The sequence below is a fragment of the Staphylococcus sp. M0911 genome (genome assembly GCF_003491325.1).
Classification (GTDB): Bacteria; Bacillota; Bacilli; order Staphylococcales; family Staphylococcaceae; genus Staphylococcus; species Staphylococcus warneri_A.
Genome location: NZ_CP022881.1, coordinates 426,763 through 441,652 on the forward strand (window position 1 = coordinate 426,763; position 14,890 = coordinate 441,652).

Annotated in this window: 13 protein-coding genes and 1 riboswitch; of the genes, 5 read left to right on the forward strand and 8 right to left on the reverse strand. The window is 33.6% G+C overall.

Annotated elements, in window-relative coordinates; all coding sequences use genetic code 11:
- Window positions 1–5: 5 nt before the first annotated feature.
- A complete protein-coding gene (locus ssp1_RS01945; RefSeq protein ID WP_075778732.1) occupies window positions 6–1,055 on the reverse strand; it encodes a YkvI family membrane protein in 1,050 nt (349 codons plus the stop codon).
- Window positions 1,056–1,376: 321 nt separating this feature from the next.
- On the opposite strand from ssp1_RS01945, the gene ssp1_RS01950 reads away from it, so the two are divergent.
- Window positions 1,377–3,164, forward strand: a complete 1,788-nt coding sequence (locus ssp1_RS01950; RefSeq protein ID WP_118828093.1) for a cation:proton antiporter — start codon at window positions 1,377–1,379, stop codon at window positions 3,162–3,164.
- A gap of 114 nt (window positions 3,165–3,278) precedes the next feature.
- Here the strand turns inward: ssp1_RS01950 and ssp1_RS01955 are convergent, their stop codons facing one another.
- The 7 genes from ssp1_RS01955 to ssp1_RS01985 all read right to left on the reverse strand — a co-directional run bounded on the left by ssp1_RS01955 (window position 3,279) and on the right by ssp1_RS01985 (window position 9,917).
- Window positions 3,279–5,243, reverse strand: a complete 1,965-nt coding sequence (locus tag ssp1_RS01955) for a fructose-1,6-bisphosphatase (RefSeq protein ID WP_075778734.1) — start codon at window positions 5,241–5,243, stop codon at window positions 3,279–3,281.
- A 299-nt stretch (window positions 5,244–5,542) separates the two neighbouring features.
- Entirely contained in the window at window positions 5,543–6,154 is a 612-nt protein-coding gene (gene uptA, locus ssp1_RS01960; protein ID WP_002466988.1) for an undecaprenyl phosphate transporter UptA, read from the reverse strand.
- A gap of 113 nt (window positions 6,155–6,267) precedes the next feature.
- Complete coding sequence (locus ssp1_RS01965) at window positions 6,268–7,266, reverse strand: HesA/MoeB/ThiF family protein (protein WP_075778735.1); 999 nt, start codon at window positions 7,264–7,266, stop codon at window positions 6,268–6,270.
- A complete protein-coding gene (locus tag ssp1_RS01970) occupies window positions 7,266–8,033 on the reverse strand; it encodes a thiazole synthase (protein ID WP_075778736.1) in 768 nt (255 codons plus the stop codon). Before ssp1_RS01970 ends, ssp1_RS01965 begins: the two co-directional genes overlap by 1 nt.
- Window position 8,034: 1 nt before the next feature.
- Window positions 8,035–8,235, reverse strand: a complete 201-nt coding sequence (gene thiS, locus ssp1_RS01975) for a sulfur carrier protein ThiS (protein ID WP_075778737.1) — start codon at window positions 8,233–8,235, stop codon at window positions 8,035–8,037.
- Window positions 8,219–9,334 carry a glycine oxidase ThiO gene (gene thiO, locus ssp1_RS01980; RefSeq protein WP_107536138.1) on the reverse strand — a complete coding sequence of 372 codons (1,116 nt, stop codon included), beginning with the start codon at window positions 9,332–9,334 and terminating at the stop codon, window positions 8,219–8,221. The genes thiS and thiO overlap by 17 nt, the downstream gene beginning before the upstream one ends.
- Window positions 9,327–9,917, reverse strand: coding sequence for a thiamine phosphate synthase (locus ssp1_RS01985; protein WP_075778739.1), 591 nt, complete (start codon window positions 9,915–9,917; stop codon window positions 9,327–9,329). The genes thiO and ssp1_RS01985 overlap by 8 nt, the downstream gene beginning before the upstream one ends.
- Before the next feature lie 71 nt (window positions 9,918–9,988).
- Window positions 9,989–10,098: riboswitch (TPP riboswitch) on the reverse strand.
- A 399-nt stretch (window positions 10,099–10,497) separates the two neighbouring features.
- Here ssp1_RS01985 and ssp1_RS01990 point away from each other — a divergent pair.
- The 4 genes from ssp1_RS01990 to ssp1_RS02005 all read left to right on the forward strand — a co-directional run bounded on the left by ssp1_RS01990 (window position 10,498) and on the right by ssp1_RS02005 (window position 14,849).
- Window positions 10,498–11,772 carry a pyruvate MFS transporter gene (locus ssp1_RS01990; RefSeq protein ID WP_075778740.1) on the forward strand — a complete coding sequence of 425 codons (1,275 nt, stop codon included), beginning with the start codon at window positions 10,498–10,500 and terminating at the stop codon, window positions 11,770–11,772.
- A 126-nt stretch (window positions 11,773–11,898) separates the two neighbouring features.
- The gene (locus ssp1_RS01995) at window positions 11,899–12,186 is read left to right on the forward strand and encodes a putative quinol monooxygenase (RefSeq protein WP_049424472.1); all 288 of its coding nucleotides are present in this window, start codon (window positions 11,899–11,901) and stop codon (window positions 12,184–12,186) included.
- Between the two features lie 205 nt (window positions 12,187–12,391).
- Window positions 12,392–14,314 (forward strand): FUSC family protein, encoded by a 1,923-nt coding sequence (locus tag ssp1_RS02000; protein ID WP_002450427.1) that lies wholly within the window; start codon window positions 12,392–12,394, stop codon window positions 14,312–14,314.
- Window positions 14,315–14,435: 121 nt separating this feature from the next.
- Window positions 14,436–14,849 carry a DUF2188 domain-containing protein gene (locus tag ssp1_RS02005; RefSeq protein WP_002450426.1) on the forward strand — a complete coding sequence of 138 codons (414 nt, stop codon included), beginning with the start codon at window positions 14,436–14,438 and terminating at the stop codon, window positions 14,847–14,849.
- Window positions 14,850–14,890: the final 41 nt, after the last annotated feature.

The window sequence follows — 14,890 nt, forward strand, 5'->3', positions numbered from 1 at the left end:
AATAATTAATGTTTTTTTAAGCCTTTATAAAATATAGGAATCAATAGAATAAAACCAAATAATCCCATGATAGGAAAGACTTTACCAATAAGTGAAATGAAACCGACAAAGGTACATATGAAAGTCACGATTGCCATCGAAATAATTAATATAAAGTATTTCTTTGTAAAAGGTGTACTAAATCGAGCAGCAAAAGCATACATAAGGCCGACAACGGTATTGTATATCACTAAAATCATGATGACTGACATGATAAGGCCAATCGAAGGTGAAATATTTTTAGCTAATAATAAAGAAGGGAGTGCGACATCCTTAATTTGGTCAAATTCTGTAACTAAACCTAAATTAATCATTAATAGTAAAAATGTAATGATTAAACCGCCTATTAAACCACCGTATGTTGCAGATTGACGATATTTTAATCTACCACCCATCACGGAGAAGAAACTAAATGCAGCAGCTATTTGTAAGCTAGCATAATTGATGCCATCAAACCACCAACCTGGTGTCATAGATGGATGATGATGTGCATAATGATTGGCTGCTTCAAAGTTAAGGTGTCCTGATGCAAAGTAATAAATTGCAATCATTGTTACGATCGCAACTAGAAATGGTGTGACACCACCTAAGACTGCAATAAGGCGATCAAATTTTAACAATAATGTTAATAGTATTAATATGACTAGTAGCAGTGAACTTAGCCAATAAGGTAGTCCAAAGCTTTCGTGTATTGTGGATGCACCACCTGCTGTCATAATGATCGCTAAAGAAAATAAAAAGACGGTTAATATTAAGTCAAATACTTTAGCAATTGTTGGATGTAGGTAGTAATGGACGGATTCAGAATGATTACCTGATTGTAATCGATAGCCTGTTTTTAAGACTAAAATACCGCCAACTGTGATAATAGCACCTGTGATAGCAATACCGCCGAGACTATATATGCCATGACTCGTAAAGAATTGAAAGATTTCTTGACCAGTCGCAAATCCTGCACCTACGACGACGCCTACAAATGCAAACGCCACGATGATGGATTCTTTAAAAATTTTCATTGTCGTTCTTATCCCTTCATGTCGAAATTGATTTTATTATAATTTTAAATTTTTTTATCATGAAAATGCGTATCTTTTTATTTTAGACGAATTAGCATAAAAAATAAACACCTCAGTACATCTTATATGGACGATTGTATGAACATGGTGTACTAATCATGTGACAAAGATAATAAAATAAAAGCGAAGCGGTAGCGAAGACAGATGAGAAACTATAGAATTTTAAGTAAGAGTAATGCATTCACATAAATACTTTGATAGTATTATCCAATATTGAATTTTTTAAGTGAAGTAAGCGTAATAATTGAAGAAGGTGTAGTTATGATATTTGATTTACCTTTAATGTTAATGATTGTTGTATTTTTAGCGTTAGGTATTTTTAGTCAATGGTTAGCAAATAAAATTAAGTGGCCATCGATTGTTGTGATGGCCATCGTAGGGTTATTAGTAGGTCCAGTGCTAGGCTTTGCAAATCCGAAAGAAGCAATGGGGGCAGATGTCTTTAGTCCTATAGTATCGCTCGCTGTAGCAATTATTTTATTTGAAGGAAGTAGTAACTTAGACTTTAGAGAACTTAGAGGTATTTCTAAAGCGGTTATTAGAATGATTACAGTAGGAGCAGCAATTGCATGGATTTTAGGTGCAGTGGCCTTACATTACATTTTAGACTTTCCATTATCAGTGTCACTAGTGATGGGTGGTTTGTTTTTAATTACAGGTCCAACTGTGATTCAACCACTATTAAAACAAGCTAAAGTGAAGAAAAATGTGGATTCGATACTACGTTGGGAAAGTATTATTTTAGATCCGATAGGGCCAATGTTAGCATTGACAGCCTTTTATGTGTTCCAAATTATCGATGATGGTATTAGCTTTTTAGTGATTGTGCAATTTTTCTTGAAAATCGTATGCGTTATTATTATTGGATTTGGAGCGTCTTTCCTATTCAATTGGCTAATAAAACACGATTTAATTCCACAAAGTTTAATGCCACCGATTCAACTCGTATTTATTTTATTAATTTTTAGTATTTGTGATGAAATCTTAGCTGAATCTGGATTACTTTCTGTCACTATTTTTGGATTGATGATGGCACGTAATAAACGTCATGACTTAATGTTTAAAGAATCAGATCATTTCATTGAGAATGCATCATCTATACTTGTATCGACCGTATTTATATTAATCGCATCATCATTAACGAAAGATGTTTTATTAAATGTACTTTCATGGCAACTCGTGGTGTTTAGTATTGTGATGATTTTACTTGTAAGACCGATATCCGTTATTGTCTCTACATTTAGAACTGAAATATCAAAACGGGAGCGAGCAAGTGTAGCCTTAATGGCACCAAGAGGGATTGTAGTATTAACAGTAGCGCAATTCTTCTCAAGTTTATTTATGGATGATGGCGTTAAAATGGCGCAATATATCACACCAGTAACATTTGGATTAGTATTTATTACCGTTGTGATTTATGGATTTAGCTTTACACCATTAAGTAAATTATTAGGTGTTGCTAGTAATGAACCACCCGGTGTGATTATTGTTGGTGAAAGTGAATTTTCATTCCACATATGTAGCATGCTTAAAGAACACGGTATCCCAGTGATGATGTTTAACTTATTTGAGAATACGTCTGAAAAAGCACATCAAGAGGGATTTGAAGTCTTTAAAGGCAACTTATTATCCAGTAATGATCGAATATATTCAGATTTATTAAGATATAACAAATGTATCTTAATGACGAAGTCCTTTATTTTTAATAGTTTAGCATTTAATGAACTTGTACCAGAGTTTGGTTTGAATAACGTTGATATGATGCCAGTATCATTCAATGATGAACAAGCCCGCAATAATATGAATGGCCCAATTCGTAATCATATATTATTCGATGAGAACCATACACCAAGATGGTTTGACCAATATATAACACAACATAATATTATTGAAGTGCCAGCAGAAAGATACGATGACATTATTCATAAAGATATGTTAATTTATTATATTAGTGAAAGTAAAAAAGTGACATTTAAACGCAGTCAACGCACATTACCAAAAGAAGACCACGGAGTTTATGGTATTTTGAAAAATGTGTATAATGACTAAAAATGTATTTTATAAGTAATATGAAACAATGAGTTGAAACATTTTGTATCATGACAATAATCCCCTCACTAAAACGCGTAGTGAGGGGATTATTTATGTGTAGTCATTTATTGTTTATTTTAAATAACGGTCATGCATTAATATTTTGAGAATATCGATTTGTGATTGTAATTCTTGGCCAACATTCGTATCTTTGATTTTTTTACGTGTGAGTTCTTCATCTACAACACGTTTGACTGATAATTCATCAGTACCATCTGACAGTACTTTTTCTTTTGTATTGAATTCTTGGTGCGCTACCAATTGCATACCAAAGGAATTATATAATAATGTATAGCCTGCTATGCCAGTGGTTGATTGATATGCTTTTGAAAAACCACCGTCAATAACTAACATTTTACCATCCGCCTTGATTGGGTCTTCACCATCAATTTCTTTTACTGGCGTATGTCCATTAATGATACGACCTTCGTCTGGATTTAAGCCAAAGTCACTTAACATTTTACGAATCATATCTACATCTTCACGAAGGTAGTAGTAAGGATTTTTCACTTCTTTGTGAGATGCCTTATCTTCAATGAAGTAACGCTCAAATGTAGTCATAGCGCGTTTACCAAATAATGAAGAATATTTGCCCGTCCATAAATACCATACTAAATCCGTAGATAAATCATCAGTGACGTCTTTGTCATCGAAAGCTTTTCTTACATGATATTCAAAGACATCTAATAGCTCACGTCCACTATGCATTTCCCCGTCAATTTCAAATGATTCCATTTCACCATTTTCATCTACAGGGATACAACCATGTATAAGTAAATTGCCATTGTATGGTAAATATAATTTACCTTCTCGCATTAAGAATGACATGTGACGACGTAATTTCTCAGATTGTTGGAATGATAATAGTAATTTGTCGATGACTTCTTGTTCTTCTTCCAGTAAGACTTCAGGATGTTGGCGATCAATCGTTTGGAAACATGTATCTTTCAATGGATATGTCTTACCGTAAACAGTGATTTCATTGTTGTCGAAATCGATTTTTTCTAGCACTAAACGTTCTTCCATTTCAAATGATGGGCGACGCTTAATGATTGGCATTTCAAGTTTGAATTGAATCATCGCAATGGCTTGATGAATCTTAGTAATTTGATGTTCTTCTCGTTGTGTTAAACTTGCTTCTTTATCTGGACGCTTTTTAGGTTTGAAAGCAGGGTTATCGCCACTGTAATATTTCTCAGCTAAAGTAAGTAACGGTCTTAAGTTGATACCATATGCATCTTCAATAATATCTAGATTGTCATAACGCGCACAGATTCTAAGTAAATTAGCAAGGCATACTTTAGAACCTGCATAGGCACCAATCCAAAGCACATCATGATTTCCCCATTGAATATCTACAGAATGGTAATTAATCAATGTATCCATGATTTTATCGGGTTTAGGACCACGATCATAAATATCACCAACAACATGTAAATGATCGACAACGAGGCGTTGTACTGTGTAAGAGAGACCAATGATTAAATCATCTGATTGTTCTAACTCGATGACTTGATTGACTAATGTTTCATAATACGTCTTTTTATTTTGATATTCATTATTTTTATATAGTAGCTCCTCAATAATATAGACGAATTGTTCTGGTAAAGCTTTGCGAAGTTTAGAACGTGTATATTTTGAAGAACAATATTTGATTAACTCAATTAAACGTTCAATGGTCGTAATATACCAAACGTTAAGTTGCCCTTTGGCATTGAATTGATTTTTAACGAGTTTGAGTTTGTCTTCTGGATAATAGACAAGGGCGGCTAAATCATTAATTTCTTTTTCGCTTAGCGACTCGGCAAATATATCATTGATTTTAGCTCTTACATTACCAGAGCCATTTCTTAAAACATGTTGGAATGATTCATATTCACCGTGTAAATCACTTACAAAGTGTTCAGTACCTTTTGGAAGCTCTAGGATTGACTCTAAATTAATAATTTCAGTTGCTAACTTTTCAGCACTATCAAATCGTTGAGATAGTAAGTCTAAGTATTTCTTCTTAAGTTCATTTTCTGTAATATGTGTCATGTCTTGTCACTCCTATTTATAAATTCCGCTCAAAGCCAGTTATTACAATTATTAATGCGCTTACATTTGATTATCAATAAAAATATAACAATTTTCAATAGCAAAGCTTTAATTGAAAAGATATTTTTTAATTTAGAAATAACGTCATAATATCAAACATTAGAAATAGCAATAGTACCCATTTCTAAAAAATGTGATTAAAGCTATAGGGAATAAGCATTGTTCATTAAAAAGTCAGAAGAACACAAAAAAGCCAACATTGTGCGCGCACCATGTTGGCTTGGGATAGCTTTAATTCATTATTTTACGCGTTTACGTTTGACAAAGTATCTGATGACAAAGTAAATAACGGCGATGATGATAATGACATACATTATTCTAGAATACGTATGGATACCATTCATAAGGGCGCCAAAGCTATCACTTAATAGGCGACCTAGTAAAATTAATGCGAAGTTCCAAATCGTTGTACCAAGAAGTGAAAGTGATGTGAACTTCACAATATTCATACGGTTGATACCTGCAGGAATAGTAATTAATACACGTAATACTGGTATAAAGCGGCAAAGTAATACTGCCCAGGCACCGTATCGTTTAAACCAGTCATTCGCACGTTTTAAATCACTACTTTTTAATTTCATCCATTTACCATGACGATCGACAAAGCGATATAGCTTTTCTTCTGAAATAAGACGACAAATATAATATAGAATTAATAATCCGATAAATGACGCAATCGTCGCAATGATTAATAGCGTCCAAATGGATAGATGAGATTTAACTGATAGTAAACCAGCAAAGGTTAAAATAATTTCCGAAGGGACTACAGGTAATACATTCTCTAACAAGATGAGAATAAAGATAGCTGTGTATCCCCACTGACTAATAAAATTCGTTATAATTTGTTCCATTTATGTGAATAGACTCCTTTATGCATTGAAGCATATGACTTAAGTAATATAGTTTGGTAAAACCATTATAATAAAAATAATACGTAAATGCTTGTAAAAGGGGAGTCAATTTGTCATTTTATTGATTTTAAAAGTTGATGATAAAGTGCATGAACATCTGTCTCTTCTGTAATACCATGTACATTCATACGTCCATCTTTGAATAGTGTGAATGTTAATTCTCCGTGTTGAAATAATTTAGCAAATGGTGTGGATTTAATCATATGTCCTGGGAAATCTGAGGCATAATCGAAACTATGTTCAGGCAATCTAAATCTTACTGAATCGCCACACAACGGTTCGATAGTATGATTCTGTTTAGTATTTAATACCTCATATTGTTGGAAATGACATACAGGACATTGATCATCCTTTAATTGACTTATATTTAATGATTGATGTTGTATATTAAAAGCATCCAATGTAATTAATTGTTGGGAAAATCCGTATCCACTAATATAACGTATAGCTTCAGCTACTTCGTAACTCGCTACAATCGAAATGATAGGAGGCAAAACACCATTGATAGCACAACTTTCACCAGTTTGAGGTACTTGTTGTAATAAACATTTAAGGCAAGGACCAGTAAAATCAATGCCATAAATGGTGCCTTTGCTACCGACAGCTGCACCATAAATCCAAGGAATATTTAATTTATGGCACACTTCATTAATTAAATAACGTATTTTAAAATGATCCATACCGTCTAAAATAATGTCTGGTTGAAAGTCTTTAATGATATCTTCGATATTTGTAGATAACAATTCTTGATGATAAGCCTTTAAATGTACATGTTGATTAATGTTAAAGACTTTCTGTTTAAGTGCCTCAACTTTAGATGTCATATGTTGTGCATCTTGCTCATCATACAAAGTTTGGCGGTGTAAATTGGATAATTCCACAATATCCATATCAACGACTGCTAGTTGATGCGCGCCCATGCGTGCTAATTGGTCTATTATATGACTGCCTAATGCACCAGCACCAAGTACCATGATTTTGGTTTGTTCTAATTGAGCCTGTCCTGTTTCTCCAAAAGGTTGAAAGCGTGTTTGTCTTTCATAACGTGACATTATAAGAAGCCTAAGCCTTCTGTAGGACTTGATGCTTGTGCTGTATATTTTACGGGAATACGACCAGCTTCATATGACAATCTACCGGCTTGAATACCTAATTTCATAGCTTCGGCCATTTTGACAGGATCTTTAGCTGCAGAGATAGCAGTATTTAATAATATTGCATCAGCACCCAATTCCATTGCTTGACAGGCATCCTTAGGAGAACCAATACCGGCATCTACAATGACAGGGACGTCAGCATTTTGAATAATGTAACTTAAATTAAGTGGATTATTAATACCCCTACCTGTACCAATGGGTGATGCTAATGGCATCACCGCATGGACACCTAATGCTTCTAACTTTTTAGCTAATACAAGATCATTAGAGATATAAGGACAGACGATATACCCTTTTTCTAATAGCACTTTACAAGCTTCATACGTTTCAAACGGGTCAGGTAATAAGGTTTCATCATCACCAATGACTTCAACTTTAATCATGTCGCATACACCAGCGTGATTTGCAATTTCTGCGATACGGATGGCTTCATCAGCAGTTTTAGCACCTGCAGTGTTAGGAAATGTAATGAAATCTTTTAAGTTCACATTAGCTAGTGGGTTTGGAAGATTTTTATCATATAAATTCATACGTCTTACTGCAAATGTTAATACATTTGTTTCAGCTGCTTTAATTGCTTCGGATTGCGTTTGTTCATTCTCGAATTTACCAGTACCTAATAATAAACGAGATTTCAATTCTAATTGACCTATTTTTAACATTTTATCCGCCTCCTACAAATTCTAATAATTCTAAACGATCATCTTCTCTGACTATTTGATTGTCAAAATCGTCTTGCTTAATTAAAGATTGATTATGTTCAACTACTACACGCTGAGGGTCTAATTCTAAGGATTCTAATATGCGTGTAATCGAATCTTCATGTTCAAAAGTAAATAAATCTCCGTTAATGATACACTTCATTTTGCTCACTCCTTGATAAACTAAATGCTGAATAGCTTGTTGGTTTAATTCCTGATAATAACCAATTGGCAATATCTTGACCGATAATAGGGGATAACAGTATACCGTTTCGATAATGACCAGTGATGATAAATAAGCCGTCATCAATTTGATCCATGATAGGTAATTCATATTCTGTGTAAGGTCTTACGCCTGACCATTGTTTAAGAATATGACTATGCGATAGCTCAGGTATACATTGTTGAGCATGTTTGAGTAACCATGAAATACCTGCGTCACTATTACCAACACTATAATTATTGAATTCACTTGTCGCTCCAATTAAGTAGCGATGTTTTTCCTTTGGAACTATATAGCAGCCATTTGTCATGAACACAGTATGATTTAATTTAAGTGAAGGTTGTTCAACTAATAATACCTCACCTTTAACACCAATCACTTGTCTTGGTATAGCGTAATCTTTTAATAGCTGAGTAGACCAAGCACCACCTGCCACAATTACTTTTTTAGCGTGAATATCACCATTATTTGTTGTAACTGTGTAAAAACCATTATTGTGATGAATGTGTTTTACTTCTGTTTGATAATAACGATGAACATCGCGCTGAATTATTGATTGTAATAAAGCTTTAGTATAGTGATTGGCATTGATTTGACCATCCTTTGGAATATATATGGCTAAGTCAGTTGGTTCGACATGACCATTTGAAAGGTTAAATAGTTCATCATCTGAGAGTAACTCAACGCTTGGATCTTTTGATTTAAGAAAGGCATATTGTTGAGTTAACCACTTTACGTCTTTGGTTGATGATGCCATTTTAATTAATCCAGATTGTTGAAATTCAATATCAATACCAGTTTCATGATAGAGGGCATCACTTAATTCTGGGAATAATGACCTAGACGCTACTGCTAATTGAAATAATTCACTATCAGTTGTGAACTCATTTTGAGCGCCTAACATGCCACCGGCTTTATAAGAGGCATGCATACCTGGTATATCTCGGTCTACAATAGCAATATCTAAATGTGATTGACTAAGTTGTCGAGCTATCGACATACCTATAACACCGGAACCAATAATAAGAACATCATGCATGAGAATGCCACTTCCTTTTTAAAGAGTTAATGTCACTAACAGTAGAGGTCATAAAAAATGAAATTGCACATAGACCATCAAATCCTGTAGGTAATTGTGAAATGGTAGATGGGGAAATACCGCCTATAGCATAAATAGGCATATCAATCTTGAGTACGTCATGAATCTCTTGATTTGTTCGTGGTGGTTCACCTGGGTGCGACGACGTAGAGAATATATGACCGAAAAAGACATAATCTAATTGATATGCATGACATTGCTTAACCATTTCAATATTATGCGTTGACATACCGACGATTAACTCAGGATATTGTTGTTTTATTAAAAATGCGCGTTTGTCATTTTCTTTAAAATGAATACACTGCAAATTTAAAGCTTTGAGTAAGTTAAGATTACTGTGAATCATTATTTTATCTTTGGGAAATCCTACTGCAATGAGTCGTGTAATAAATCGTTGTAACGCCAAAGTAGACATAGGCGTTCTAAAGAGTAAGCCATCAATGGCCGGCTCTATAGTCATAAAATGCTTTAAATCCTGTAATGACAGTTCTTTATAATAAGTTATCGCAATAAATATATACATCACCTCAACAAAAAAAACGCTATTTCCACATAGTAGGGAAATAGCGTTAAATTGCTAATGAGTACTTTAAATTCATAGCTATGCCACTTCCCTACGCCAGTACAAACTGGATCAGGTTCTAGGAATTATAAAGTCACATCTTTACTCTCAGCCTTAAACAAAGGCACTTCCAGTGGGTTTATTATTAAATTGTATTGATGGAATAGCGCTTTCAATTTACATACAGTTTACTATTTTTTAGTGTCGGTATCAAACATGGCAACCATCTATAATTAGCTTTTAATGAAAAATAAGTACATGTAAATAATCAATTTAGATGAAGATGTAAATGAAATTGAATCGCTTATTTAAATAGTGAAAATTAAATGTAAGTATTGTTAATTTTTATTGAATAAATTGTGAATATTTTTTTAATTTTATATTGTAACCGTTTCCATTTCGTGCTATTATAATAAAAATTGTAGCGCTACAAGAATTTAATAGATGTGTGATTAGAAGTTAAACAGTCATCATTAGGAATTTCTGAAACTTAACGACAACACATAGAAACAACATATCATTATGGGAAGTAGGAAAAGAAATGAATAAAAAAAGAAGTAACGTTCGTTGGTTTTTTGCGATTGCATTCTTTCTCATTGGCGTTATAGCCTATATGGATAGATCTAATATCTCATATATTGCAGTACCAATGATGGAAGATTTACATTTAACAAAAACACAATTTGGTTTATTAGCGTCATTTTTCTCATTAGGTTATGCGTTAATGCAAGTACCTTCAGGGATGTTAGCAGAGAAATTTGGACCTCGTAAGATGATTACGATTGCTTTAGTATGGTGGAGTGCTTTCACAATTCTCACAGGTATGATTAAGCATCATGGTTTATTATATTTTGTTAGATTTTTATTTGGTGTGGGAGAAGCACCTATGTATCCGTCTAATGCAGTGTTCAATTCTTATTGGTTTGCTAAAAATGAAAAAGGAAGAGCATCAAGTGCGTTATTAGCAGGTTCATATTTTGGTCCTGTATTAGCACCGATTGTCACGATTGCAATTGTTAATGCATTTAATTGGCAAGCTGTCTTTTATATTTTTGGTGCAGTCGGCATTGTGATGGCAGTACTTTGGGCGATTATTGCTAAAGACTTACCTGAACAACACAAAATGGTCAATGAAGCCGAAAAACGATTTATTACTGAACATAGAGACATTGTAGATACTGATAAATCATTACCACCTTGGAAACGTTTCTTAACACACTTTAGTTTTTATGCCATTGCGATTCAGTACTTTGTAGTACAATTCGTTATTACATTATTCTTAATTTGGTTACCAACATATTTAACAGAACAATACCATGTTGATTTCAAAGATATGTCAATCAGCTCATTGCCATGGTTATTAATGTTCTTCTTAATTTTATCTGGTGGCGCGATTTCAGATAAGATTTTAAATACTGGTAAATCTCGTTTCGTCGCGCGTGGCGTAATTGCGATTCTTGGATTTGTAGTCTTTTCAATATCAATCTTTTTTGCAGTACATACTGAAAACTTATATGTTACTATATTCTGGTTATCTCTTGGTTTAGGTGGCGTCGGTATGTCTATGGGTATGAGTTGGGCAGCAGCGACAGACTTAGGTCGTAACTTCTCTGGTACAGTATCAGGTTGGATGAACTTATGGGGGAACATTGGTGCTTTAACAAGTCCATTTTTAGCAGGTGCATTTGTTGAACAACTTGGTTGGAGTATGACGTTCCAATTATTAATTATTCCAGCAATATTAGCGATTATCATGTGGTTCTTCGTTAAACCAGATCAACCATTAGTCATAGATGAACATCAATCAGTTAAATAGTTTGTTGGTTTTAAATCCAAGCAATAAATGAGTATAAATAAGGTTTCAATACCTTGTGTCAAACTCATTTATTGCTTTTTATATTTTAATAAGTGCATAATTATTGTATAGGAAGGTGTGATTCGAATGATGATAATTAATGCAAAAATAAAAATATCAGAAGAAAAACGTGATGAATATTTAAAACTTATGGAACATTTAGTTTCCGAATCAAGAAAAGAGGAAGGCGTATTATTCTATAGCCATTATGAAGATGTGCAAGATAGAAATACATTTATCGTAGTGGAGAACTATGTAGATGAAGCGGCTATTAAATCACATAATGAGTCTGAACATTTACAAATGTTCAAAAATGAAATTGGTAACTTTGTCGTAGAAGCACCAGTGATTGAAGTGGCTCAACAAGTCAAATAAATATTTATATCGGTATAAAGGGAATTAGTCATCAAACAAAAAGAAAAGTGTTATAATAGTTTTTGTGTTTTGATGAATTGCAAGCAATACATCCGATAAATTAACGCCATAGAGAGCGGAATAAAGCTGATTTCAAAATTGAAATGAGAACCTTTCCGTTCTCTTATTTATGTTCAAATAATAAAAATAGAAAGGAGAGCATGTTTTGAAGAGTTTCTTAAAGACAGTATTTTATTTTAATCGATCTAAGATTGATACGTTTAAAGGGATCAGACAAGGTTTACTAATGATTATACCTGCGTTATTAGGTTATTATTTTGGATTTTTCTCATTTGGTTTACTTATTGCTACTGGTACTTTAGCGCATATTTATGTTTTTAAAGGATCGCCACAATCTATGATTAGAACGGTGGTACTTTGTTCGTTAGCTTTCGCAGTTTGTATGATATTAGGGACATTGACAGCTGCCCAACCACTCATTTTTGGTATTTTACTACTAGTTGTAACGGTGGTGCCATTTTATATATTCACAGCATTAAAAATTGCTGGCCCATCATCAACATTCTTCATCGTGACATTTTGTTTACCAATGAACTTACCCATTGCACCTGATCAAGCATTAGTGAGAGGTCTTGGTATTCTTATTGGTGGTGCATTTGCAACATTAGTCGTAATCCTAACCGTATATATGAAAAAAGAAAGAACTGAAGACAGTGCCATTAATTCGGACTTTAAAGTAATTCAAGATTTAATGAAAAATTACAATGAGCCAGAAGAATTTAAGAAAGTGGCTACATCTGCAGTATCTGCCTTTAAAGCATCTGACAAATTACTCATCACATCATCTTCTAGTAATGGTAAGTTAAGTACAAGATTTCAAAAGTTACTATTACTACATACGTCAGCACAAGGTATTTACTCAGAATTACTCGAATTAAATGAAAAGGGCACACGCCCATTACCAAATGAACTGATTGAAATGTTAGATTTTATCATTGATAAGATACGTCATCCATCTAGTAACCATCAAACATGGAAAAAAGAAGTAGATGTAAGTCCAGAATTTGAAAACTTAATCAGTCATATATTAAAAATTGACGAAATTGCTCACGCAGATTCTGAACATTTAGAACATGAGGCAAACATCCGTAAACCTCTATATAGCAAGCGTATTATACAAAATTTAACGTTAGATTCACTCGTGTTTAGAAACACATTACGATATACAGTAATCATTGCAGTGGCTATCTTTGTAGCTTTATTCTTTGGATTTGATAAAGCATATTGGATTCCGCTTTCTGCACATACTTTATTATTAGGAACATCAACGATTCACACATTAGAACGAGGTATGGCCAGAAGTTTAGGTACGTTACTGGGTGTAGTAGTACTGTCAGGTATTTTAGCCTTCACGGTACCAGCACCATTAGCAGTGATATTAATGGGCTTCGGTGCGATGATGACAGAAGCATTTGTCGGTGTTAACTATACATTTGCAGTTATATTTATTACGATACAAGTTATCTTATTGAATGGTTTGGCATCACAAAACTTATCCATATCCATTGCCTTCCCGCGTATTGTTGACGTGGCTATGGGGGTTGCCATTGCATTACTTGGTTTATTTATACTAGGACAACGTACGGCATCCGCATTATTACCGAACACCATAGCAGATGTTGTGAGACAAGAAGCGAAATTTTTCCATTATTTATTCTCCAGCAATGAATATAAAAATGAGGAACAAGAAAAACATTTAAATCTAATCTTATCAGTAAGATTAAACAATATGACACAAATGTATAACGCAGCAAACGGTGAATTGTTTAGTAATAAATCAGTCATTCAATATTACTACCCAAGTATATTCGCCTTAGAAGAAATTAGTTTTATGTTAAGTAGAGCCTTAAATGATAAAAATCGAACAAGAATTGACGATCAACAAATGGGCGAATACTTAGCTATCTTTGAAAATATTGCTAAGCATTTTGAATTACACTCTCATTTAGAAGTGAAAGATTTAACCGATTTACCACAATATAATTATATTAAGTCAGGCTTAATGAAGATTCAAAATAATAGTCAAAAAGAACGTAAAGATGCAAGTGAAACACTAGCATTTGCTTAAGTTTGCGAATGATTAGTCAGTCTGAGGGTTGTCTAACGTCAGAGTCCGGTCATGGTGATTGAATAGTTGAAAAGAGTGGTAAAGATAACTATCACACGCATTAACTAGGAGATGAAATGCAATGCCTTGGACTATGGAAGATTATCCTCAAAGCCTAAAGAATTTAGACAAATTAGAACGAAAAAAAGCAATTGATATTGCTAATGCTATGCTAAAAGATGGCTATAAGGAGTCAGATGTGATTCCAATAGCTACGCAACAAGCTGAAAAATGGTATAAACAAGCATCTGAAGACGAACTAGAAGAACTTAAAAATAAACATATCACACAGCATCAACAAGACAAGTCAGCCCAACCGGAATTAAATGAAAAGCCAGTTCATGTATATTTCGAAGATGGTGAGTGGAAAGTAAAAACAGAAGATGCAAAACAAGCATCTGAAACATTTAAGTATAAAAAAGATGCAATAAAACGTGCGCAACACATTGCAGATAACAAAGATACTAAAGTAGTGGAACATCAAAAAGATGAATAAATGACTAATCAGGCTATCTCTATATCAGGGATAGCCTGATT

Coding starts and splice junctions, on each gene's coding strand:
- ssp1_RS01995 (WP_049424472.1), top strand. CDS start 11,899: ATGATGATAATTAATGCAAAAATAAAAATATCAGAAGAAAAACGTGAT.
- ssp1_RS02005 (WP_002450426.1), top strand. CDS start 14,436: ATGCCTTGGACTATGGAAGATTATCCTCAAAGCCTAAAGAATTTAGAC.
- ssp1_RS01970 (WP_075778736.1), bottom strand. CDS start 8,033: ATGTTAAAAATAGGTCAATTAGAATTGAAATCTCGTTTATTATTAGGT.
- ssp1_RS01965 (WP_075778735.1), bottom strand. CDS start 7,266: ATGTCACGTTATGAAAGACAAACACGCTTTCAACCTTTTGGAGAAACA.
- ssp1_RS01950 (WP_118828093.1), top strand. CDS start 1,377: ATGATATTTGATTTACCTTTAATGTTAATGATTGTTGTATTTTTAGCG.
- ssp1_RS01955 (WP_075778734.1), bottom strand. CDS start 5,243: ATGACACATATTACAGAAAATGAACTTAAGAAGAAATACTTAGACTTA.
- thiS (WP_075778737.1), bottom strand. CDS start 8,235: ATGAAGTGTATCATTAACGGAGATTTATTTACTTTTGAACATGAAGAT.
- uptA (WP_002466988.1), bottom strand. CDS start 6,154: ATGGAACAAATTATAACGAATTTTATTAGTCAGTGGGGATACACAGCT.
- ssp1_RS01945 (WP_075778732.1), bottom strand. CDS start 1,055: ATGAAAATTTTTAAAGAATCCATCATCGTGGCGTTTGCATTTGTAGGC.
- ssp1_RS01990 (WP_075778740.1), top strand. CDS start 10,498: ATGAATAAAAAAAGAAGTAACGTTCGTTGGTTTTTTGCGATTGCATTC.
- thiO (WP_107536138.1), bottom strand. CDS start 9,334: ATGCATGATGTTCTTATTATTGGTTCCGGTGTTATAGGTATGTCGATA.
- ssp1_RS01985 (WP_075778739.1), bottom strand. CDS start 9,917: ATGTATATATTTATTGCGATAACTTATTATAAAGAACTGTCATTACAG.